22 protein-coding genes and 3 riboswitches are annotated in these 21,490 nt (G+C 38.1%); of the genes, 6 read left to right on the top strand and 16 right to left on the bottom strand.

Annotated elements, in window-relative coordinates:
• Nucleotides 1-32: 32 nt before the first annotated feature.
• Nucleotides 33-3,359: a DNA polymerase III subunit alpha gene (dnaE, locus tag C5L23_RS06070; protein ID WP_133264508.1), complete on the bottom strand. Its 3,327-nt coding sequence runs from the start codon at nt 3,357-3,359 to the stop codon at nt 33-35.
• Between the two features lie 117 nt (nt 3,360-3,476).
• Between dnaE and C5L23_RS06065 the strand changes: the two genes are divergently transcribed.
• On the top strand, nt 3,477-3,671 hold the full coding sequence (locus tag C5L23_RS06065) for a YjzD family protein (RefSeq protein WP_010008439.1): 195 nt from the start codon (nt 3,477-3,479) through the stop codon (nt 3,669-3,671).
• Nucleotides 3,672-3,730: 59 nt separating this feature from the next.
• Here C5L23_RS06065 and pepT read toward each other — a convergent pair whose 3' ends face one another.
• The 6 genes from pepT to C5L23_RS06035 form a co-directional block, all read right to left on the bottom strand.
• Nucleotides 3,731-4,972, bottom strand: a complete 1,242-nt coding sequence (gene pepT, locus C5L23_RS06060) for a peptidase T (protein ID WP_010008441.1) — start codon at nt 4,970-4,972, stop codon at nt 3,731-3,733.
• Between the two features lie 54 nt (nt 4,973-5,026).
• Nucleotides 5,027-5,824 carry a Nif3-like dinuclear metal center hexameric protein gene (locus C5L23_RS06055; protein WP_010008443.1) on the bottom strand — a complete coding sequence of 266 codons (798 nt, stop codon included), beginning with the start codon at nt 5,822-5,824 and terminating at the stop codon, nt 5,027-5,029.
• Nucleotides 5,821-6,513, bottom strand: coding sequence for a tRNA (adenine(22)-N(1))-methyltransferase (locus C5L23_RS06050; protein WP_133264441.1), 693 nt, complete (start codon nt 6,511-6,513; stop codon nt 5,821-5,823). The genes C5L23_RS06055 and C5L23_RS06050 overlap by 4 nt, the downstream gene beginning before the upstream one ends.
• Before the next feature lie 87 nt (nt 6,514-6,600).
• Entirely contained in the window at nt 6,601-7,899 is a 1,299-nt protein-coding gene (rpoD, locus tag C5L23_RS06045; RefSeq protein WP_193617328.1) for an RNA polymerase sigma factor RpoD, read from the bottom strand.
• A gap of 35 nt (nt 7,900-7,934) precedes the next feature.
• Entirely contained in the window at nt 7,935-9,782 is a 1,848-nt protein-coding gene (gene dnaG, locus C5L23_RS06040; RefSeq protein WP_133264440.1) for a DNA primase, read from the bottom strand.
• A gap of 172 nt (nt 9,783-9,954) precedes the next feature.
• Nucleotides 9,955-10,455: a methylated-DNA--[protein]-cysteine S-methyltransferase gene (locus C5L23_RS06035; protein ID WP_010008445.1), complete on the bottom strand. Its 501-nt coding sequence runs from the start codon at nt 10,453-10,455 to the stop codon at nt 9,955-9,957.
• Between the two features lie 291 nt (nt 10,456-10,746).
• Between C5L23_RS06035 and apf the strand changes: the two genes are divergently transcribed.
• Nucleotides 10,747-11,502, top strand: coding sequence for an aggregation-promoting factor (gene apf / locus C5L23_RS06030; protein ID WP_240034426.1), 756 nt, complete (start codon nt 10,747-10,749; stop codon nt 11,500-11,502).
• 49 nt (nt 11,503-11,551) lie between these two features.
• On the opposite strand, the gene C5L23_RS06025 is transcribed toward apf, so the two are convergent.
• The 5 genes from C5L23_RS06025 to C5L23_RS06005 all read right to left on the bottom strand — a co-directional run bounded on the left by C5L23_RS06025 (nt 11,552) and on the right by C5L23_RS06005 (nt 16,101).
• Nucleotides 11,552-12,031 (bottom strand): TspO/MBR family protein, encoded by a 480-nt coding sequence (locus tag C5L23_RS06025; RefSeq protein ID WP_133264439.1) that lies wholly within the window; start codon nt 12,029-12,031, stop codon nt 11,552-11,554.
• Between the two features lie 37 nt (nt 12,032-12,068).
• Nucleotides 12,069-13,208: a glycosyltransferase family protein gene (locus C5L23_RS06020; protein WP_133264438.1), complete on the bottom strand. Its 1,140-nt coding sequence runs from the start codon at nt 13,206-13,208 to the stop codon at nt 12,069-12,071.
• A gap of 204 nt (nt 13,209-13,412) precedes the next feature.
• Complete coding sequence (locus tag C5L23_RS06015; protein WP_010007549.1) at nt 13,413-14,081, bottom strand: energy-coupling factor transporter transmembrane component T family protein; 669 nt, start codon at nt 14,079-14,081, stop codon at nt 13,413-13,415.
• Nucleotides 14,078-15,478 carry an ATP-binding cassette domain-containing protein gene (locus tag C5L23_RS06010; RefSeq protein ID WP_133264437.1) on the bottom strand — a complete coding sequence of 467 codons (1,401 nt, stop codon included), beginning with the start codon at nt 15,476-15,478 and terminating at the stop codon, nt 14,078-14,080. Before C5L23_RS06010 ends, C5L23_RS06015 begins: the two co-directional genes overlap by 4 nt.
• 41 nt (nt 15,479-15,519) lie before the next feature.
• Nucleotides 15,520-16,101, bottom strand: a complete 582-nt coding sequence (locus tag C5L23_RS06005) for an ECF transporter S component (RefSeq protein ID WP_133264436.1) — start codon at nt 16,099-16,101, stop codon at nt 15,520-15,522.
• Nucleotides 16,102-16,216: 115 nt separating this feature from the next.
• A riboswitch (TPP riboswitch) is annotated at nt 16,217-16,304 on the bottom strand.
• A 138-nt stretch (nt 16,305-16,442) separates the two neighbouring features.
• A riboswitch (TPP riboswitch) is annotated at nt 16,443-16,543 on the top strand.
• Between the two features lie 81 nt (nt 16,544-16,624).
• On the opposite strand from C5L23_RS06005, the gene tenA reads away from it, so the two are divergent.
• From tenA to thiM, 4 genes are read left to right on the top strand one after another with little or no spacing between them, the layout of a single operon-like run.
• Nucleotides 16,625-17,335, top strand: coding sequence for a thiaminase II (gene tenA / locus C5L23_RS06000; RefSeq protein ID WP_010007552.1), 711 nt, complete (start codon nt 16,625-16,627; stop codon nt 17,333-17,335).
• Entirely contained in the window at nt 17,332-18,144 is an 813-nt protein-coding gene (gene thiD / locus C5L23_RS05995) for a bifunctional hydroxymethylpyrimidine kinase/phosphomethylpyrimidine kinase (RefSeq protein ID WP_133264435.1), read from the top strand. The genes tenA and thiD overlap by 4 nt, the downstream gene beginning before the upstream one ends.
• Nucleotides 18,134-18,781 carry a thiamine phosphate synthase gene (gene thiE / locus C5L23_RS05990; protein WP_010007554.1) on the top strand — a complete coding sequence of 216 codons (648 nt, stop codon included), beginning with the start codon at nt 18,134-18,136 and terminating at the stop codon, nt 18,779-18,781. Before thiD ends, thiE begins: the two co-directional genes overlap by 11 nt.
• Nucleotides 18,778-19,563, top strand: a complete 786-nt coding sequence (thiM, locus tag C5L23_RS05985; protein WP_133264434.1) for a hydroxyethylthiazole kinase — start codon at nt 18,778-18,780, stop codon at nt 19,561-19,563. Before thiE ends, thiM begins: the two co-directional genes overlap by 4 nt.
• Before the next feature lie 43 nt (nt 19,564-19,606).
• Here the strand turns inward: thiM and C5L23_RS05980 are convergent, their stop codons facing one another.
• From C5L23_RS05980 to rpmG, 4 genes are all read right to left on the bottom strand, one after another.
• Nucleotides 19,607-20,344, bottom strand: a complete 738-nt coding sequence (locus C5L23_RS05980; RefSeq protein ID WP_010007558.1) for a 3-oxoacyl-ACP reductase — start codon at nt 20,342-20,344, stop codon at nt 19,607-19,609.
• 1 nt (nt 20,345) lies between these two features.
• Nucleotides 20,346-20,888, bottom strand: coding sequence for a QueT transporter family protein (locus tag C5L23_RS05975; protein WP_010007560.1), 543 nt, complete (start codon nt 20,886-20,888; stop codon nt 20,346-20,348).
• 5 nt (nt 20,889-20,893) lie between these two features.
• Nucleotides 20,894-20,938, bottom strand: a riboswitch (PreQ1 riboswitch).
• Between the two features lie 83 nt (nt 20,939-21,021).
• Complete coding sequence (rpsN, locus tag C5L23_RS05970) at nt 21,022-21,291, bottom strand: 30S ribosomal protein S14 (RefSeq protein ID WP_010007562.1); 270 nt, start codon at nt 21,289-21,291, stop codon at nt 21,022-21,024.
• Nucleotides 21,292-21,294: 3 nt separating this feature from the next.
• A complete protein-coding gene (rpmG, locus tag C5L23_RS05965; RefSeq protein ID WP_002815032.1) occupies nt 21,295-21,444 on the bottom strand; it encodes a 50S ribosomal protein L33 in 150 nt (49 codons plus the stop codon).
• Between the last annotated feature and the right edge of the window lie 46 nt (nt 21,445-21,490).

Raw genomic sequence — 21,490 nt, 5'->3', positions numbered from 1 at the left:
ATGTACAAGATGAAAACAATGAAAAAATTTTTCTATCGTCTGAAAATAATATTATCTGCGCCCAACAAAGGCGCTAAATCACGGATGATACCGGTTTCATCACTCAACCAATATTTTTGTTCTAATTGTGAACTTTTTCCAGTATTTTGCCAATGCACAACGACGGGTATCGGCCCGTGATGCTTTTTTAGTACATCACTCACGCGCCTTTTATTGTCATCATTATCGTGTTGCGCATCAAACTGCAAAAACCAAGTGCGTGAAGACGTTTTTGATACAGTTGGCTTCGGTGCCAAATTTAACTGTTGCGCAATCAAGCTAACTTGTCGTGTTGTCTCGGTTTTACCAGATATTAAAATAATTTGGCCAACTTTTAAGATATCTTGTACCTTTTGATAGAGATTAGGAAAAACCGTTACACTCAAACTACCGCTTGTATCGGATATGTTAACAAAAGCCATTAAATCGCCTTTTTTAGTCCGAATCGTACGCACACCATCGATTAAGCCCAAAACACCAATTTTCTGGTCGGCTTCTTTAATATCAGCAATTTGTGTCAGTTGATGTTCTGAAATAAAAGTGCCATAGTCATCCAGCGGATGCCCTGATAAGTTGACACCAATGACTTCTTTTTCTTTATTTAATCGCTCTGTTAATGCCAATTCCTCAACCTGAGCTATTTTCGTTTCGTTTAGAATCAAATCGCCAAAATTCGCTGCATCAATTAGGTCTGGCAAAGCACGCAATATCTCAGCGCGGTTATACCCAAAATGATCTAAAGCACCAGCATAAGCGAGTTGCTCTAGCACCTCTTGCTTACGTAATTTTTCGGGTATGCGACGAATAAAACTCTGTATCGAATGAAAGGCGCCATTTTCCTGTCGTTCAGCTAGTACAGCTGTTACAAAATCAGTGCGCACACCACGAATATTATTCAATCCCATTTGTAACGATTCTTGGTTAATCGTCCAAAAACGTTCAGATTGATTAACATCTGGGGCCTTCACTTCAATGTGCCGTAATTTGGCTGCTGTAACATATAAGCGCACTTTATCTTGATTACCAAGATTAGCATTTAACAAGGCCACAAAGAAGGCAATTGGATAGTTAACTTTTAAATAAGCGAGCTGATAAGCCATTTTACTATAAGCCACCGCATGCGAACGATTAAAGCCATAATTAGCAAATTCATCGATATAGTTAAAAATCTTGTCAGCTTGCTGATGTTCGTGACCCTTTGCAATGGCGCCCTGAATGAATTTATCATGCATTTCAGACATTTTTTGAACATTTTTCTTAGACATGGCACTACGTAAAATATCAGCTTCACCCAATGTGAAACCAGCATAAGTTTCTGCCACACGCATGACCTGTTCTTGATACACAATAATACCAAATGTTGGAGCTAAAATTGTTTTCAAACTAGCATCCGGTAAGGACGCTGGTTCTTTACCATGCCGTCTGGCAACAAAATGATTAATATTTTGCATTGGGCCTGGTCGATACAATGCATTAACAGCTGCGACCAATTCAAATGTTGTTGGCTGTAGACGTCTCAAAACGTTTTTAATTCCTGCTGATTCAAACTGGAAAACACCATCTGTATCTCCCTTAGCAAATAATGCTAAGGTCTGAGGGTCATCTAATGGAATTGTACTAATATCAAAATGATCTGGTAAATAAGGTTTGGCATAATAAAGCGCTTGACTGAGCAATGTTAAATTACGTAACCCTAACAAGTCAATTTTCAATAATCCTAGATTTTCAACCGTATCCTTCTCAAACTGTGTTAATAATTTATCTTCACTGCCCTTTTGAACAGGCAGTGTCTGAATTAAAGGAGATTCGCTTAACACAATACCAGCAGCGTGCGTTGATACATTACGCGGCAAACCTTCAATTTTTTGAGCCGTATCAAAGATTAACTGGCCATGCGGTAATTCACCCAGTAACTTTGATAATTGTGGTGTTTCATTGATTGCTTCTTGCAGTGTAAAATGTAATTTTTTTGGCAAAGTGTGACTCAAACGACTAATATCTCGTTGCGACAAATCAAAGACACGTGCAGTATCCCTTAAAGCCTGTCGAGCAGCTAAAGTACCAAATGTGATAATTTGTGCAAAATTACGATGACCATATTTTTGATGGAGATAATCGAGCACTTGTTCACGCTTGTTATCTGGTAGATCAATATCAATATCTGGCATTTGAACACGGTCAGCATTCAAGAAACGCTCAAATAGTAAACCAAATTGAATTGGATCAACATCAGTTATATGTAGAGCATACGCTACCAAAGAACCTGCTGCCGAGCCACGACCAGGTCCCGTTTGGATATGATGTGTGTGTGCAAAATTAAGAATATCCCATACAATTAAGAAATAATCACTAAAACCTAATGCATTAATCACTGCTAACTCATGATTTAATCGCTCAACATAAGTATCATGAGATGATTTATTTTTAATTAAGCGTTGCTTAAGCCCTTCAGTTGCTAATTGCTCAAGATATTGCATACTCGTTTGTTCATGAGGGGTGACGAATTGTGGTAAGTTAACTTGCTTAAATGCGATACTAACATTTATTTTATCCACTAATTGCTCATTATTTTCAAACGCACGCCGTAATGTCGATGTTGCCTGATAGGCCTGGTCGATATCGTGAAACGGCCTCAGTACATGCGCCCCTTCTTGTTGTCGCAATAGCTCGATTCCTTCTAACTTAGTATTCGTATCAATTGCGCGTAACACTTGTGTGGTAAAGGCATCTGTCGGGTCTAAATAATCAACGTCGTCCAAAGCAATCAGTTGTGCTTGATTATTTTGTGCAAAATCAGTTAAATTTTGAAGAATCTGAGGTGCCAAAAAAGGATGAATGCCAACATATAAATCATCATGATTCAGCAAAGTAGTTAATTGCTGCCATGTCTCATTTAAAACCGATGTTTGAGTGCCAATGAGCTGTCCGATTTCACTATCATGTGGCAAGATAATAGCAATACCTGCTAAATCGTGTTTAAATTGATTAAATGACAATAGTTGCTGATCATCTTGTGTCATTTTCATAGAGGATATTCGCATTAAATTACGATAGCCAATGTCATTAGTAGCAATACAAATAACAGGAAATGCAGTTGCAGTGTTAACGAGACCCGCAACATGTAATGTGACGCCCAAAATCGGCTTAATATGATGTTGCTGTGCTGCATGATAAAATTCAACTGCGCCATAAAGATTGTTAACGTCAGTTAAGGCTAATGCCTGGTATCCTCTATCTTTAGCTTTACTTATAATTTCATTCACTGTATTGGGATTTTTTAATAGGCTATAACTACTAAAAATCTGTAATGGTGCATACATCATTGGCCTCCTAACACGTCTTAAACCTTCATAAGTATTATTATACTGAATTTATGGTCTTAGACTTGCTAAATTTTGTGAAAAGCGTATTATACTAATTGTTAATGAGGTGAAGATATGAAATATTTAACAGTGGCCTTCTGGTCTGCAGTTTTTGGTGAAATTCTTGGCTATATCGTTTCTCAATTAACTGGTGCTAGCTACTCATTTGTTTGGGTTGCTATCATTGCCATTATTGTTGGCGAAGTTGCACTGATTGCAATTCCAGCTATTTCTGGTCGTGCAATACCACAGAATAAAACCGAAAATTAATAAAAACTCGAATGTTGACACATTACCGTCAATGTTCGAGTTTTTATTTATCCTGTTAATCACTGCTGGGATAGTGCAATAATCTTTAAAATCGTATCCGTTGCTTGAGTCATCACTTGTGCTGAAACGTATTCAAAACGGCCATGCATGTTCTCTCCACCAGCAAATAAGTTAGGTGTTGGTAATCCTAAGAACGTTATTTTAGACCCATCTGTACCACCTCTTACGGGTTCGATAATTGGTTTAATATCTAGTGACCGCATCGCTGCTTCAGCTAGATTCACAGAACGCATATCGTCTTTCAAAATTTCACCCATGTTGTAGTATTGATCATTGATTGTCACAGTAATGCGTTGCTCATGCGCAAATCTTTGATTAAATTGTTCGGCAATATCAACTAATTTTTGTTTGCGATTTTCAAATTGCTTACGATTGTGATCACGCACAATGTAGCGCATCGTAGCACTTTCAGGTGTTCCTTCAATCATCATCAAATGCCAAAAGCCTTCAATTCCCTCAGTGTTTTCTGGCCGATCATGATCAGGTAACTGTGAATGAAAGTCCATGGCCACTTGAATCGCATTAATCATGCTATTCTTAGCCGTCCCAGGGTGAACATTACGACCAGCAATTGTTACTCGGGCATCCGCTGCGTTGAATGTTTCCCACTCTAACTCACCCAATGGCCCACCATCAACTGTATATGCAAAATCCGCACCAAAAGCATCAGTATCAAAATGATCAGCACCAATACCAATTTCTTCATCCGGCCCAAATGCAAAACGTAATGCACCATGTTTAACATCTGGATGTGTGACTAAATATTGAATAGCAGATACAATTTCAGCAACCCCTGCCTTATCATCCGCACCAAGCAATGTCGTACCATCCGTTGTGATTAAAGTATGCCCCATATACTTTTTTAAGCTTGGAAATTCCGACACAGTTAACTTATAGCCACTATCGCCTAATACAATCTCCGAATGGCCATCATAATTGGGGATAATTTGAGGGTTAACCTGTTTAGCGTTAAAATCAGCGGTGTCAACGTGCGCAATGAACCCAATTGTTGGGACGTTATCGTCATCAATATTCGCTGATAATTCAGCAAAGACATAGCCATCAGGCATCGTCCGGACATTTTCCAATCCAAGCGTTTCCAATTCCATAGACAAATCTCTTAAGAAGGCCACCTCTTTTGGCGAAGAAGGAATCGTCTTTGAATCTTCATCTGATTGTGTATCTATTTTTACGTAACGCAAAAAGCGATTCATTAATTCTGGATATTTTTCGTTTATCATTATTTCGTATTCGCAATCACGCTAATCAGCTTGATTACATCCCTTTCACTAGCATTAGATATATTGGTAAGGATCCGTATTCTCATGTGTTACATTAATATATTCCAAATCCCATTTATGTTCAATTTGCCACTGCCAGACCAATTCTGCCATTTTCTGATTCGCAATGGCCTCCATATGATGATCAGGATCAATGACAATAAAATCATTAGCTAAAATAGCGTGCCCAACATGGTAATACACATCTGCTGTTATGTAGGCATCAGCCCCTTTAGCTTGAGCAACGTCCCAGTAGCGACCGCCATCGCCACCCAAGACCGCAATCTTTTGGATAGCTTGATTTAAATTTCGCGCAATAACACGTACAGCTTTTACATTAAAAGTATGTTTTAACTTTTCTGCATACTCAGCGACTGTTATGGGTTCTGCCAGTTCACCTATTCGTCCAAGACCGGTTTCACCATCATCATTAGGGATTAATGGTTGTACATGTGTTAAACCCAGCTTCCCTGCTAACCAGTCATTCATACCACCCTTTGTCGCATCCAAATTCGTGTGAGAAGCGTAAACCACAATATTGTGTTTGATAAGTAGCGCATACATTTTATTTTGTGGCACAGATAAATCAAGATTTTTGGCAGGGTGAAACATAGCTTCATGATGTGCCCATATAAAATCAACATTCATTTCAATTGCTTCTTGAACAACTTCTGGTCGTACGTCCAGCGTTGTCATAACTTTATGAATTTCTTGTGTTGGGTCCCCAATTTGCAAACCAATTGGATCGCCTTTTTCAGCTAAATTTTTAGGTGCAAATTTTTCAATTTCATTGATTAATTCTTGTGCAATCATCTATTTAATACCTCTTGAATTTCCTGATAACGTTGAGACCATTCATCGTAAGCTTGTGTATTCATTTTATTTGCTTGTCGTAATTTCAACAAAATAATATGAATACGCTCCAATTCTTTTTCCCATCTCGCTTTAAAGGTAGGTGATTTTTGTTTACTTAGCACCGGTCCAAAATAAATATCTTGTCGGGATAATGTTTGTTTACCCTGCTCAATCATCATTACTTCGTAAAAATGCTTTCCCTCTTGCACGATACTTTCTGAATGAATCGTATAATCATGCTTCATTAACCATTCACGCACAATAAACTCATCGGTATTGGGTTGCAAAATGAGATTGGGAAAACGCTGATGTTGGGTTAACCCAGCAGATAATATTTCGGTAATTAAAATACCACCCATACCGGCAATAATCACAGTGTCGATTTTATCGTCCGGCGTTATAGCTTTCAAGCCGTTCGCTAAGCGTGGATGGACTATGTCTGCCAAACCCTGACTCTGTATTTCATGCTTTGCATTATCAAACGGTCCACGTGCCACCTCACCAGCAATAGCATAATCAATTTGTTGATGACGTGCTAAATAGGCTGGTAAATAAGCATGATCCGAACCAATATCAGCTATCCTTGCGCCCTTTTTTACATAGTTTGCTACGGCTTGTAAACGTAGCGAAAGATGTGTACTATCCATACTTACTGTTTTTCCTTTAATAACTTTATACTCACTCAGTATAGCAAAAAAAGCGGTTACCCACCGCTTTTATCAACGCTACTCATGTTACTCGTCCATGAAATCTTTCAATTGCTTTGAACGACTTGGATGTCTTAACTTACGTAGTGCTTTGGCTTCAATTTGTCGGATACGTTCGCGGGTTACACCAAATACACGACCTACTTCTTCCAAAGTACGGGTACGCCCATCTTCAAGACCAAAACGCAAACGCAATACATTTTCTTCACGATCAGTCAGCGTATCCAATACTGATTCAAGCTGCTCTCTTAACATTTCATATGCCGCAGAATCAGCTGGCGAAACAGCTTCATTATCTTCAATGAAATCGCCAAGATGTGAATCATCCTCTTCACCGATTGGTGTTTCTAATGAAACAGGTTCTTGTGCGATTTTAAGAATTTCTCTGACCTTATCTGGTACTAGGTCCATTTCAGCCCCAATTTCTTCAGGCAATGGTTCACGACCCAAATCTTGAAGCAATTGTCGTTGAATACGAATTAATTTATTAATCGTTTCAACCATGTGCACTGGAATACGGATTGTACGCGCTTGATCGGCAATAGCACGTGTAATGGCCTGACGAATCCACCATGTTGCATACGTTGAAAACTTGAATCCCTTTTGATAGTCAAATTTCTCAACGGCCTTCATCAACCCCATGTTACCTTCTTGAATCAAGTCCAAGAATTGCATACCACGGCCAACATAACGCTTAGCAATCGATACCACTAATCGTAAGTTAGCTTCCGCCAACTCTTGTTTAGCGATTTCAGCATCAGCATCACCAGCCTCAATACGCTTGGCGATTTCGATTTCTTCATCACCCTTCAGCAATGACACACGACCAATTTCCTTTAAGTACATACGTACCGGGTCGTTAATTTTAATGCCAGCCGGTGTATCCTCAGCCGCAGCTAATTCTTCCTTACTAGGCTTATTTTGCTTAGCACGCAATACTTCCGGTGCTGGATCGCCCTTTTCATCAACAATGGCAATACCAGCATCTTCAACTTTTTCCATCATGCGTTCAATATTCTCTTCATCTAGAGAGAAAGGTTGCGCCAAACGCGTTGCTAAATCATCGTACTTAACCTGCTTCAAAGGTTTAAATTCAGCAATCAAAGCCTTCAATGCTTTGTCATATTCTGGATTTTTAATAGGACCAGATTTAGTACTTCTTTTATGTGTTGATGCTTTACCTGCAGCCGCTGCTTCTTCTGGTGTTTTACCTTGAGCTAAGGCCAACAACTCAGCTTTTTTGGCGCGGCTATTGTAGGAAACATGATGTTGATCTAAATATGCTTTAATATCTGAGATTTTACTTGATGCTGTAATAGTAGCCATATATTCTCCTGTAATGCAATGCTCATATAACTCAATTATAAACTATATTGTTGCTTTTGACGTTTAAGCTGTATCAGTTCTGTCATTAATGTAATCATTTGTGTCTGATCATGCTGCGCTTTAGCAATATTCAGCTTTTCTTGAATACGATTAATTTTTTCATCTAATGGTGCTTCTTCGACAATAATGTGTAAATAATCATGAATCGCTTCATCATTAATGGTAAGATCTCCGAATACACGTTCCATAGCCATTAATTTTTGATTCAACTCTGGTTTTTGAATAAAATCCATAAATTGCGCTAAATCAAATTGTGCTGGATGCTGGTTATGATAAATGTCAACCAGCATCATTAATAACTGATAATCGGAATGAATGAAAGCGAAACCCTCTGTCTGTTTAACATAAGCTAATACTGATGGTGACTTGATCATGGCCATGATCAATGCCCGTTCAGCCTGCTCAACTCTTGTAATACTGTGATTAACATCAACCGTTTCAAAAGAACTTTTGGCCTGTTCAACATCATTTTGTGTGCCATTAGAACGTTTGGGATGTGTTACTGATGTCTGCGTTACAATTTGTGCTAATTGCGCTTGTAATGCACTTTGAGACGTATTAAATTCATTAGCTAATCGTTTAATTTGAATATCTTGTTCGACGGGTGTTGCTTCTGCGATAATCGTCAATGCGTCGTTGATAAAACTCAGATATTGCGATTGATTACTCAAATTTTTTCCGAAACGCGCATTCTCGATTAGAAATTCTACTGGTGTTTGAACACTCTGTTGCAACGCCCGTTTTAAGTTATCAACACCACGTTGAGTTCTCATTTCATCCGGGTCCAAATTATCAGGTAACAGGACAATGCCCATTTTGATTTTTGGTGCATATTGACGAATTAAATGAATACTACGCTTGGCTGCGCGTTGCCCCGGTTCATCACCATCATAGACGAGCATGACTTGTTTTGCATACCGACTAACCAGTTGAATATGTTCTTTGGTCAATGCTGTACCCATTGTTGCCACACCAGACAATGTATCTGCCATATGCGCTGCAATGACATCCATAAAACCTTCGAATATGAATACCGTACTCGTCTGTCTAATGGTTGCTTTTGCTAAATCAAAATTATAGAGCAGTTTTGATTTATTAAAAAATGGGCTTTCAGGGCTGTTCATATACTTGATCTGATCATCAGGTCTAAGAGAACGACCAGAAAAGCCAACAACCTGTCCACGATCGTTTTTGATGGGCCATACAATTCTACCCGAAAAACGGTCTCGCAACTTACCATCAGAATTATTTTCAATAAAAAGCTCTGACTGACTTAACACATTGCTTGATATACCCTTATCTTGAGCATATTGCAATAAAACATTGTCTTCCGGTACAAAGCCAATACCAAAAGTCTGAATAATATCATCAGATAATTGACGCTTATTATGAAGATAAGCCAGTGCCTTTTCACCAGATGTTGTATTTAACAAGATATGTTGGTACATTTTTTGCGCATCAACATATAACTGATAAATTTGCTGCGTCGTGCCGTCTGTTTGATGGGTTACATTAGAGGCCATTTGTTGGCTGACAGTCATACCAACAGACTCAGCCAACGACAATACAGTTTCAGGAAAGCTCAACCCCTCTTTTTCCATAACAAATGAAAAAACCGAACCCGAACGACCACACGAAAAACAATTATATACTTGCTTCGTTTCATCGACAAAAAGTGATGGATGATGATCATCATGAAATGGACAAGAACCATTATACTGCTTGCCACGTTTAACTAATTCAGTATATTGACCAATAACATCTATAATATTAACTTTTTGGCGAACTTCGTCAACAAAAGATTGCGGAATTTTACCTGCCACAAAGACCACCTTTCAATAACAAAAGTCGCAAACGAGCAGTCTGCGACTAAATACTAACAAATATAATTTTAGCTGTTTAACCGCTTTTTGTCAAGTCTCGGTTAACGCTATAAATGTTATGATATCAAGCTTTTACATCGTTTATAATACTCAAGTACCGATATTATGTTAACTAAACAATCGCTTTTTCCATCATTAATAATTGCCGTTTAAGATCTTTTCCTGCTCTATATTGTCCAATATCCCCATTTTGACGAATAATGCGATGGCACGGCACAACGAATAATACTGGATTTTTTGCAACAGCTGTTGCCACTGCTCGGACAGCGCTGGGATAGCCGACTTTTTGAGCCAATTGGCTGTAGCTCCATGTTTGTCCCCGCTTAATTGTTAATAGCGTTTGCCAAACTGCTCTTTGTAGGTCAGTACCACTATGAAAAGTAATGTGTTGACTAATTGGTGATTCTTCACCATTAAAGTATGCTTGTAAATATTGTGCAGCACCCACCGTCCGCATGTTATCTTCTATTAAATGTGCATCAGGAATATACTGATGTATTTCTGACAGGCCATGATTTGGAGAACCCACAAAGCTCAAACTCAACTGACCATCGACGGCCAAGTAATAAGTCATATCATTGATAGTATATTGATCATAATAAAGTATTACCATATTCTCACCTCGGTTTTTCCAACTAATATAGATAAAATTAAGATAAAATTGTATTTTCTTCTATTATATAATCAATCAATCTACTAATTATATGTTAGTAGTATGTATAATATTACAAATTGTCATCTCACTGACTTAAAAATAGTAATCAATTTAAGAATATATCACGCGCTTAACATTAATCCATTTTTGTCCTTGTTTAAAAAAAGTGAAGTAATATCACTGTAATCGCTAAGGTTCAGAATAGTATTCGTAACATTGTTATTGATATACACAAACGGAGGAAACAAATTGACTACTATCGCTACTAACTTTACTAAAGCTATTCTAGGAACAGCCGCAGCTGCAGGATTACTTATTGCAGGCGGTAGCGCAGCATCTGCTGACTCAAACTATACAATTAAATCTGGCGACACATTAAACAAGATTGCCGTCGCAACTTACGGTGATGCACAAGCTTCAGCTGGTGTATCTGCTATCGCTAAGGCAAATAACATTACCAATGTCAACTCAATCTTTGTTGGTAAAACATTGGTAATCCCTAGCCTTTCAGGTAATACAACGACAACACAAACACAAGCACCTGCTGTTAAGCAAGCTGCTTCAACTCAACAAGCTGCTTCAACTCAACAAGCTGCTTCAACTCAACAAACTGCACCAACTCAACAAACTGCTTCAACTCAACAAACTGCTTCAACTCAACAAGCCGCATCAACTCAACAAACTGCTTCAACTCAACAAGCCGCATCAACTCAACAAACTGCTTCAACCAAACAAGCTACGTCTACAGAAGAAACAGCATCAAGCTCAAGTTCTGTTTCAGGTAGCGATGCTTCAGCCAAAGCGTGGATTGCTAATAAGGAATCAACAAATTCTTATAGCGCCCGTAATGGCCAATATATTGGTAAATACCAATTGAGTTCATCATACTTAAATGGTGATTATTCTGCAGCCAACCAAGAAAAGGTTGCGGACAGCTACGTTAGTGATCGTTATGGTTCATGGTCAAATGCCAAGAGCTTCTGGTTAGCTAATGGTTGGTATTAATATTATATAATCCAAGTATAAAAAGGTCGGACTTAATGTCCGACCTTTTTTAATTGAGTATAGCAGTACCAATCGTCAAGTACGTTGCAAATAGCAACCATAACATATATGGCACTAGTAAGTATCCAGCGTAGCGGTGAATACGATAGGCATATTTCAGAGTGAACATAACCAGCACATCTAAACCTATAATTACCAGTAGTCCCCACCAAAAAGCATTTCCGCCAAAGAAAATAATACTCCAAATAAAATTAACAGCTAATTGAACAACAAACAAGCCAATAAAGCGATTTTGATAACGCTTATTTTTTTGTCGCAATGCAATAAAGAAAGCTGTAGCCATCATAAAGTAAAGTAATGGCCAAACAATACCAAAAACATATGAAGGTGGTGATAACACCGGTTGGGTTAAATGATTATACTTAGTTGCAATGTCACCTGCTAACAATCCAGATAACCAACCAATACCTTCTACAACTAATACAATAATAATAAACTGTACAGTTGCAAGTACCTTGTTATTTTTCATAATGACTGTCTACTTTCTCAATGAACCAATGACAATCTCACAGATTAGCCAATACAGCGATAAAATCATCAATTGTTTTTTGCCATGTGATACGTTGCAAATAGTTTCTAGCATCCTGTGTCATTTTTTGCAAACGACGACTTGGTGACGCTATAGCCTTTTCGATAGCTACAGAAAGTTGATATTCATCCAAGTGCGTTGATATATAAGTGTCTTTAGACATAAACCATGGTCCGGAACCTTCAGCAAAGTCAATAACAGGCAATCCAGCACTCATCATCTCAAATGTTACTAATGAGAAGTTTGTCATAGATGGTGCAATACCAAAATCGTTGTCTCGGTAAAGTTGCAATAACTGTGAATGATTCAACTTCCCTAAATTACGACCATTAATGAATTGGTATTGACTGTCTGACCCAAAATAAGAAATTTCTAATTCAATTCCTTTCTTTTTTAGCAGTCGTTGGCTATTATTCAATACCATTTGAATGTAAATGGGCGCTCGTCTTGGGCTCACCCACTTTGTGTAAACTGCCAACTTAATTTTTTTCTTATCTAAATATTGACTAAAATCGCGTTCTTGGAAAGGATATGTTGAGCTATCAACAGGGAAATTAATGCTTTCAAGTGGACTATTAACCACACAATTTTTTTCGATCAAATCAGCACACCATGGACCTAAACTCACCATATGTAAGCCAAGTTCATACGTTTTTTTGGCTAATTGATAACGATCACCATAGGCATAAAAGTAAGGTTCATAATCTTGAACAAAATACATTTTATACCCTTTGAAATTTTTAATCACATAAGCGGATTCCCATAATGTTGCAATCCAAATATCAGATTGATGTCGTTCTAAATCATTAATACCTAAACAAGTCCCTTGATATCCAGGGCAATTAAACGCTGCGTTCTCTTCCATTTCTTCAACAGGCTGTTCAACATAACTTAAATAATAGACTTGGTAACCTTGCTTACTCAACGCTGTTCCAAGATGCAACATCGTTGTCTGTCCACCGTCAAAAGCAATAATACCCGTCGTGACAAACGTCACCGATTGATACTGCTTTTTTGTATTTTGAATCACTGGATCTGAATTAAAATAAGGCATAATATCATCATAAACATGAATATCACCTTGCGGCACATCGACTACCTTTTTTTTATCAGACATTTGTTCTCCCTTCACTACAATCATCCTATATCATTTATAAGTTTCCTTGTTTTTATCTTAACTCTATTTAAGTCAAATAACAAAAGAGACGATTTCAGCCACTTAAACCATATAAAAAAGACTAATAAATCCTAATTATTCAAGGATATTCATTAGTCTTTTTATGAGTATTATCATATTTTAATCTCATTTAAAGAGACTTAATTACCACAACTTAATCACAAACAGACAAATTTGTAGCGCTATCATAATAAATAAAATAATTAGCCAGCCCGCTATTTTTGTCGGTAATAATTGATAATAGCTCCTTGATTCTCCTTCTTCAAAACCATGTGATGTCATAGCCATAGCTAGATTATTAGACCATACTAAAGCTTGGCTAATCGCCTTAAAGTACAAAATTGGTGACCAAAAACTGAGCACTTGTCCTCGCATTAATGCTACTGCTCGCGTTGTTTTAACAGCCGTAATAACTTTAGGAATGAAATTAAAAGCTCCAAGAATACCATAAACAAAGGTAGCTGACATTTTAGCATTTTGTTCCAACGCTCTCAATAGTTTATATAGCACCATCGTTTCCATAAAGGCTGCACCCATAAAAATATAAGCCCACACACGCGTTGTCATGACTAAAGCAAAATGTAAACGATCAGCGCTATCACCTCTACCGAAAAAATAGAAAGATGTAAATGATCCCAAGGCTGGTAAAATCGACATCATGGTCAAACGAACTAATGTCTTAATTGGACATTTTACCAGAATCAAAATCATAATACTGATCACAATTAGCGCCATATTCACGACGACGGAATGTGTAAAAGCAATTTCAACGGAGATGAGCAGAACTAATAACAACTTCTGTGATTCATTCATGAGGCTACCTGCTGACAATAGTGCAAACCATTTTTATCAAAATGCACGTGATAATCAATATAAGGTAACAGATTATGCGTTTGATGTGAAATCATGATAATGCTCTGATGTAATAATGCAGTTGTGTATTGTAATAATGACATTAATACATGAATAGAATGCTCATCTAGACCTGCTAATGGCTCATCCATTAATAAAGTTTCTGGTGCAATAATCATCATAATTAAGATTTGTAATTTTTTTTGCTGACCACCTGATAACTCATAGACTGAATGATGAGATAATCCAATTAAATTTAATTTTTCGACTGCATCGGCTATCACTTCAGCTGTCCAGTAATCACTACGATGGCTATGTTGTTGTGCTTGTTCGATTTCCTCGGCAACAGTAATATTTAGAAACTGTTGGCTCGCATTTTGAAACACCATTCCAACTCGTCTTGCATGATGTTTTAATTTGATACGATGCAGTGGAACGTCTTGATAGGTTAAATCACCAGAATATGCCTGTAATTTAGCCATTGCCCGTAATAAACTTGATTTACCAATACCATTTGGTCCAGTAATCAATGTTATTTTACCCTTTGGCCATACTAAATCCGTATTTTCGAGTATCCTTTGATTGCCATTACTTAAACCCATATGTTGCATTTGAAAAATATTTTGATTAAATGGTGCATTATCTACACGATTCTGTTGCTGCGTTGACTTAAAAAAATCACCCCATGCAGCATCAGCAACTCGTTCTAGTTGCTGATTTTCCATATGATATAAATGCGTGATGAGCGTATCATAATTACTTTTATCATGATCGGATACTAAAATGCCGTGTCCTTCGTCGACTAATTTTTTGAGTACCAACTGTAATTCTCGACGATGTATCGGGTCAACTGCCGCAAATGGTTCATCTAATAAAATTATTTCAGCACCTAATGCTAATGTTTCAGCAAGTGCAACTTTTTGTAATTCACCACCCGATAACTGTGACAACTGGCGGTGCTGCAATGACGCTATACCAACCGATTGAAGCGCTTGATCAATTCGTTTATCTATTTCTTCTGCAGCTAACGACAAATTTTCGAGTGCAAAAATCATTTCATCTCTAACATTGTCCATCGCAAACTGCTGTTCAGGATGTTGAAATAATATAGCGATTTGTGGCGCGCGTTGATTCGCTTTTATCGAGTGAACAGCAAGACCATCTAATGTCACTGCACTACTTAACACCCCGCCGTATTTTGGATACAGACCGGCAAGTGCCATCATTAAAGTCGATTTCCCACATCCCGAAGGGCCAACTAACAAAGCAAATTGCTTACTCTCCAGCTCAAAATCAACGTCCTTCAAAATAATTTGATTGTCATATTGAATACTTAGCTGATGTGTTTCTAATTTCATACCTACAGTCAACTTTCTTTAATCACATTCAATACCAACGTTCACTTCAACAATTTTGACTTTTCTAATAAGCGAACAATCCAGTAAACTAATACGCCTGCAAAAAAGCCAACTGAAATCCAACGCACAATAAACAAACCAATTAACATACCTATATTCAATTGTAGGTAGCCATCATGAAACAATGACCAAAAAAAGGTTACGGCAGTTCCCGTTAATGTTGATAAAATCAATCCTAATTTCCAACTTTTATAACCCGTTAATGTAAAACCAAGTTCCGAACCAATCCCTTGAATAAATCCTGAAATAATTGTCGCAACACCCCAATAGCCACCCAATAAAGCTTCACCAGTGGCTGCTAATATTTCACCAATCAAGCCAGCACCTACTCTTTTAAGTAAGTAACTCGCTAATGGCGCAGCCATCATCCATGGCCCGATTGTAATAGCAATTGCATAGGGATGTAGTCCCATTGGGACTAACACCGCATCTAGCGCTGCATAAATCGGATCCATAATAAAATAAATGACACCGAATCCAATCCCGATTAAAGCCATCAAAATGACTTCTCTAAGTGACCATTTGTACGCCCTTGATGTTTGTACTGCTTCTGAATTTTCCATAATCTCCTACTCCTCCTAGAGAAAGAGGTCCTTATGTATCAATAAATTGCCCGATGACTAAATCAACGTAAAAAGCCATCTATTGCAAAAGAAAAATGCAACAGACGGCACTAAAAACCAATCTAGCTTATCTTCCTTCGCAGGTATTAACCTACAGGTTCAATGGGTATTATCTCAACCTTACGGTACCCCAGATAAATAATTTAACTACGACGTTAGTATAAGTTATCCTTTTTCCTAAATCAAGAACTTTTTTATCCTTCCATTCAAAATCGTTCAGAAAAGTATTTGCAATAAATGATGAAGTTATGCTATGCTAACGTCATTAAAAATAATAATATGCTGTCCACTAGGGGTGCCATTTTGGCTGAGATGATGTAAAGTCAATCCCTTTGAACCTGATCTAGTCAATACTAGCGTAGGAAAGTGGTATTCTGATAAAAGATACCTTTTTTTACTTAGATTTCACCTAGGTAAAGAAGGTTTTTTATTTGTATTCTACTAGTGGCAGCTAGGAGGATTTATGTTTTCAGATGAACTAAAACTAGCAGCAGCGCCTATTATGGCGGAAATTCACAAACATCCATTTGTACAAGGTATTACAAATGGGCACGTCGACAAAGCGGCACTTATTTTTTATGTACAGCAAGATTATCAGTACTTAAGTGAATTCATTAAAATTTATGCTAATGCTATTACAAAACTAACCGATCGTAATGAAATGACCTTTTTTGCCAATTCAATTGATTTTATTTTGAATAGTGAAATACATCCCCATCATGTCTTTTGCGATGTGGCAGGTGTTCAGTACGAAGATTTACAACACGCTACCCCAGCACCCAAAGCCTATTTATATGAATCACATATGTATCGAGCAGCTGACACGGGTTCTCTCATGAATATTCTGGCTGCCTTTCTGCCTTGCCCTTGGACTTACGGTGAAATCGCCCGTCAACAAGTTGCTCAAAACGCTAACACTGATGATAATCCATTTAAAAGTTGGATTGATTTTTATGCCGGTACGGAAAATGACGCTGATGAATCCTTATCAAAACGGGTCTTTAGCTGGATCGACCGCCTCGCTTCAGAAGCAACATCTGAGCAAAGAACTCAGGCAAAACAATTTTTCCTAAAGAGTTGTGAACTAGAGTGGCAATTCTGGGAACAGGCTTTCTATCAACAAGATTGGCATTTTAAATCAATCATTAGTCAACCCGAGGCACAACAATCATGAAACAATATCCTCAAGCGCTAACGATTGCCGGCACCGATTCGGGTGGTGGTGCTGGTATTCAAGCTGATATTAAAACAATGCAAGCTTGCCATGTATTTAGTACTAATGTGGTTGTTGCGGTTACCGCTCAAAACACGCTGGACGTGCAAAAAGCCTTTGCACTCCCCACCGATATGGTGGATGCGCAGTTCGCCTCTATCTATGAGGATTTTGATATTAAAGCGGCCAAAACCGGTATGCTAGCTGATGCTGAACACGTTGCCTGTGTTGTGCAAAATATTAAAAAATATCATATACAACCACTAATTGTTGATCCTGTCATGGTTGCCAAGGGCGGTACACGTTTATTATCTAAAGATGCTATAGATTCTGTCATTCATGATCTCATTCCCTTAGCGACTATTGTGACACCTAATCTTCCTGAAGCAGAAGCCATTACTAATATGACAATCAAAAATCATGAAGATACACGTACTGCAGCTAAAAAAATTGCTAGTATGGGGGCTAAAAACGTCATCATCAAAGGTGGCCATCAAGACAGTGATATTATTTCTGACTATGTACTACTATCAGACGGGACTGACTTTTGGATGGCAAGTCCAAAGGTTGACACAATTCGAACACATGGTACAGGCGACACTTTATCTTCAGCCATTGCTAGCGCGCTGGCTAAAGGCGATACCATCCCATCAGCAATTCGTTTTGGGAAGTCTTTTATCGAAACAATCATTCAACAAGATATTATTGTTGGCCATGGACACGGACCATTAAATCATTGGAAAATGGCAGGTACCCCAAATGAAATTTAATAAGGCTATTTTAGATATGTATTTAGTTGCTGGAACACAAAACGTTCATGGTAATATTGATTCTTTTTTATCCCAATTAGAAGCAGCTTGCCGTCACGGCATTACAGCATTTCAGTACCGTGAAAAAGGTCCTAGCGCTTTATCTGGTACAAGAAAACTTGAAATCGGACGCTTAGCACATGATATCACTCAGAAATACCATGTTCCTTTTATTGTTGATGACGATATTGAACTCGCCAATCAATTAAACGCAGATGGTCTTCATGTCGGGCAAAACGATACTGATATTTCACAAGTTTTGCAAGATGCGCATAACATGTTTGTTGGTTTATCCATCAACACAAAAGATGAATTACATGATGCTCAAAAGGTGTCTGGTATTGCCTACCTAGGTATCGGTCCTATTTTTTCCACCCAAAGTAAACGCGATGCAGCACCAGCAATCGGAACACAAAATCTCCACCAACTATCCCAAGCAACAGATTTACCAACGGTAGCAATTGGCGGTATTAATGAACATAATGTTCAATCAGTAAGACAGGCACCAGTTGATGGCGTTGCAGTCATTTCAGCAATCATGAATAGTAGCAATGTTGCAGCAACCATATATCAGTTAAAAGGAAAATCATTATTATGACACTGACCATCGAAAAAATCAGAACCACTAATCCTATCATCCTTAATGTTGCTAATATGGTAACACCTCAACACGTTGCTGATGCCATTAATTTTATTGGGGGTTCGCCCATCATGTTCACAGATCCTCGTGAAGCTGGCGATCTTACCGGTATTTCTAACGCTTTAGTTCTTAATCTAGGTTCCACAAATCCTGAAGCATTCAAGAGTGTCATCAGCAGTGGCCGGGAAGCAAATAAAAAGGACATCCCAGTGGTTGTCGATCCTGTTGCTATTGGTGCTTCCAAAATAAGAGATACTAATTTTAAATTACTGAGCGAAAGCGTAAAAATCGCTGCCATTCGAGGAAATATCAGTGAAATTGCACATATCGCTGATGTTGCTTGGGCTAGCAAAGGCATTGATGCTGGGCAAGATTCTGGTGATAAAATAGCTATTGCCAAAACTGCAGCTATTAAGACCGGCGCCTTTATTATCATATCCGGTGAACAAGATATTGTAACCGACGGGCATAGCGTTTTTATCATTCAAAATGGTAATCCACAATTTGCAACCAATGTCGGTGCTGGTGATATGCTAGACGGTATTATCGGCGTTGCATTGGCAACAGAGTTCAACTTAGAGTCCTGCGCTTTCGGTACTGCTCTGCTATCAGTTGCCGGTGAAATCGCTGCTCAAGAGTATCCTAATCAACCTTATTCTTTCTTTAATGCAGTCTTTGATACCCTAGCACAACTCGATGATACAACATTTCAAAAGTACGCAAAAATTATACAAGAATAAATAAAAAAGCAATGATGAACCATTATAATTCATTATCGCTTTTTTATTTTACGGTCCAGCCACCATCAATCGGTACTACTGAACCATTAATATAATCTGCTTGAGGACTAGTTAAAAAGAGTGTTAAATGCGCAACTTCTTCGGGTTTCGCCCATCGCCCAGCTGGCGTTTCATCAGCAACTTGTTTTGCCATTTCACCGCCATTTTCAAAATCTTTATGATTCATGGGTGTTTGAATCGCACCAGGTGCAATTGCATTAGCATGAATCCCCTTATGAGCATAATCATATGTTAATTGTTTTGTATATCCTGCAATCGCATGTTTGGTCATTGTGTAACCTGCCCCACCGCCACCAGCAACCAGTCCTGCAATGGAGGACATATTAATAATATGACCATAGCCATTAGCTAACATGCCAGGTAGCACACTGTTAGATAAGATAAACATCGGCGTTAAATTAGTTGCAATCATATCTTGCCAAGATGCATAACTTGTTTCTAATGAAGGCGTATAATCATCTAGCTTACCAGCAGTATTCAACAAAATATCAATATGAGATACTTGCTGTACAATAGCTGCTGCTATTTCAGATAATTTCTGATGATCTGTTATATCTAACTTGTAGCTGGTTAATTGTGCATGTTCTATCGGAATATTTTGACGGTCTATTGCAAAAACATTTGCGCCCGCTTCTAAATATAATTTTAGTTGTTCTAATCCAATACCTGACGCTGCACCGGTTATCAGAACATTTTGATTTGAATAATTTTGATCTATCATCTTATTTCGCTAAATCAACAATCTTACTTAAAGCAAAAATCACAACAGCACCAACAATCAAAGATGCCAATTCTCCAGGTACAACAGTCACATAATATGCCCACCATTGCGCCACTAAACCACCATTGCTACCTGAAGGAAAAGCATTGTGAACGCTCAAATTAAAGGCTAAAACAAATTCAGCCGCTAATATTGCCATTCCTAACGTTGATACCACAATTGTCGAAATTAATATCTTAATTATCGTATTTGTCACACGCCGTGTTAACCAGTAAGTAACAGCAGTCATAATGACCGTTCCTAGCGTACCAAATACCCAGTCGACCCATCCAAGTGATGTGGGTGATAGGAAATTAGCAATAAAGACGCCTAGTCCCAAAGCTAATATATAGCGTTTATTAAAAGCTGATAAATGATTCAAACCTTCTGATAAACGTAATTGGACTGGTCCAAAAGCAATCGGCATCATACTTAATGTAATTGCTGCATAGATAGCTGCAACAATTGCTGTTAATGTGATTTCACGTGCTCTATTTTGTTTCATTTTCAATTCTCCTAGTTTTTTTAAGTGGGATGGTTACGAACCACTATTGTCTACTCTAACATATTTATGATGAGCCCAAAATAAAAACGCCATTCGGCGTTTTTACCACTTCATCAATTGTAAAAAATGAATTTTACCAAGAAGCCTTCTTCACACCAGGAATTTGACCCTTGTGTGCCAATTGGCGGAAGTTCAAACGTGACATCTTGAATTCACGCATATAAGCATGAGGGCGACCATCAATTTGGTCACGGTTATGTGCACGTACAGGTGATGAGTTCTTTGGCAATGCTGCCAAAGCGATGTAATCACCCTTGGCCTTCAACTCAGCACGCTTGTCAGCATACTTAGCAACCATTGCTTCAATCTTTTTTGCCTTTGCAATCTTTGACTTCTTTGCCATAAATTACTTAATCTCCTTAAATGTCACTACTTTGCGAAGTTTTGGTGAGTACTTCTTTAACTCCAGGCGGTCAGGCGTATTACGACGATTTTTTGACGTCAAGTAAATACGCTCACCAGTTTCATCATTGCCTAAAACGACGTGGATACGCATAATCCTTGCTCCTTAGTGTGGTTTATTAAAAATTAATTTGCTTGTC

Origin of the sequence: Leuconostoc fallax, assembly GCF_004354645.1 — a bacterium.
Lineage (GTDB): Bacteria > Bacillota > Bacilli > Lactobacillales > Lactobacillaceae > Leuconostoc_B > Leuconostoc_B fallax.
This window is presented reverse-complemented; position numbering and strand designations above follow the sequence as displayed.

Excerpts from the sequence above, each read along its gene's own strand:
- dnaE (WP_133264508.1), bottom strand. The coding sequence starts at position 3,359 with ATGTATGCACCATTACAGATTTTTAGTAGTTATAGCCTATTAAAAAAT.
- C5L23_RS06065 (WP_010008439.1), top strand. The coding sequence starts at position 3,477 with ATGAAATATTTAACAGTGGCCTTCTGGTCTGCAGTTTTTGGTGAAATT.
- pepT (WP_010008441.1), bottom strand. The coding sequence starts at position 4,972 with ATGATAAACGAAAAATATCCAGAATTAATGAATCGCTTTTTGCGTTAC.
- C5L23_RS06055 (WP_010008443.1), bottom strand. The coding sequence starts at position 5,824 with ATGATTGCACAAGAATTAATCAATGAAATTGAAAAATTTGCACCTAAA.
- C5L23_RS06050 (WP_133264441.1), bottom strand. The coding sequence starts at position 6,513 with ATGGATAGTACACATCTTTCGCTACGTTTACAAGCCGTAGCAAACTAT.
- rpoD (WP_193617328.1), bottom strand. The coding sequence starts at position 7,899 with ATGGCTACTATTACAGCATCAAGTAAAATCTCAGATATTAAAGCATAT.
- C5L23_RS06035 (WP_010008445.1), bottom strand. The coding sequence starts at position 10,455 with ATGGTAATACTTTATTATGATCAATATACTATCAATGATATGACTTAT.
- C5L23_RS06025 (WP_133264439.1), bottom strand. The coding sequence starts at position 12,031 with ATGAAAAATAACAAGGTACTTGCAACTGTACAGTTTATTATTATTGTA.
- C5L23_RS06020 (WP_133264438.1), bottom strand. The coding sequence starts at position 13,208 with ATGTCTGATAAAAAAAAGGTAGTCGATGTGCCGCAAGGTGATATTCAT.
- C5L23_RS06015 (WP_010007549.1), bottom strand. The coding sequence starts at position 14,081 with ATGAATGAATCACAGAAGTTGTTATTAGTTCTGCTCATCTCCGTTGAA.
- C5L23_RS06010 (WP_133264437.1), bottom strand. The coding sequence starts at position 15,478 with ATGAAATTAGAAACACATCAGCTAAGTATTCAATATGACAATCAAATT.
- C5L23_RS06005 (WP_133264436.1), bottom strand. The coding sequence starts at position 16,101 with ATGGAAAATTCAGAAGCAGTACAAACATCAAGGGCGTACAAATGGTCA.
- tenA (WP_010007552.1), top strand. The coding sequence starts at position 16,625 with ATGTTTTCAGATGAACTAAAACTAGCAGCAGCGCCTATTATGGCGGAA.
- thiD (WP_133264435.1), top strand. The coding sequence starts at position 17,332 with ATGAAACAATATCCTCAAGCGCTAACGATTGCCGGCACCGATTCGGGT.
- thiE (WP_010007554.1), top strand. The coding sequence starts at position 18,134 with ATGAAATTTAATAAGGCTATTTTAGATATGTATTTAGTTGCTGGAACA.
- thiM (WP_133264434.1), top strand. The coding sequence starts at position 18,778 with ATGACACTGACCATCGAAAAAATCAGAACCACTAATCCTATCATCCTT.
- C5L23_RS05980 (WP_010007558.1), bottom strand. The coding sequence starts at position 20,344 with ATGATAGATCAAAATTATTCAAATCAAAATGTTCTGATAACCGGTGCA.
- C5L23_RS05975 (WP_010007560.1), bottom strand. The coding sequence starts at position 20,888 with ATGAAACAAAATAGAGCACGTGAAATCACATTAACAGCAATTGTTGCA.
- rpsN (WP_010007562.1), bottom strand. The coding sequence starts at position 21,291 with ATGGCAAAGAAGTCAAAGATTGCAAAGGCAAAAAAGATTGAAGCAATG.
- rpmG (WP_002815032.1), bottom strand. The coding sequence starts at position 21,444 with ATGCGTATCCACGTCGTTTTAGGCAATGATGAAACTGGTGAGCGTATT.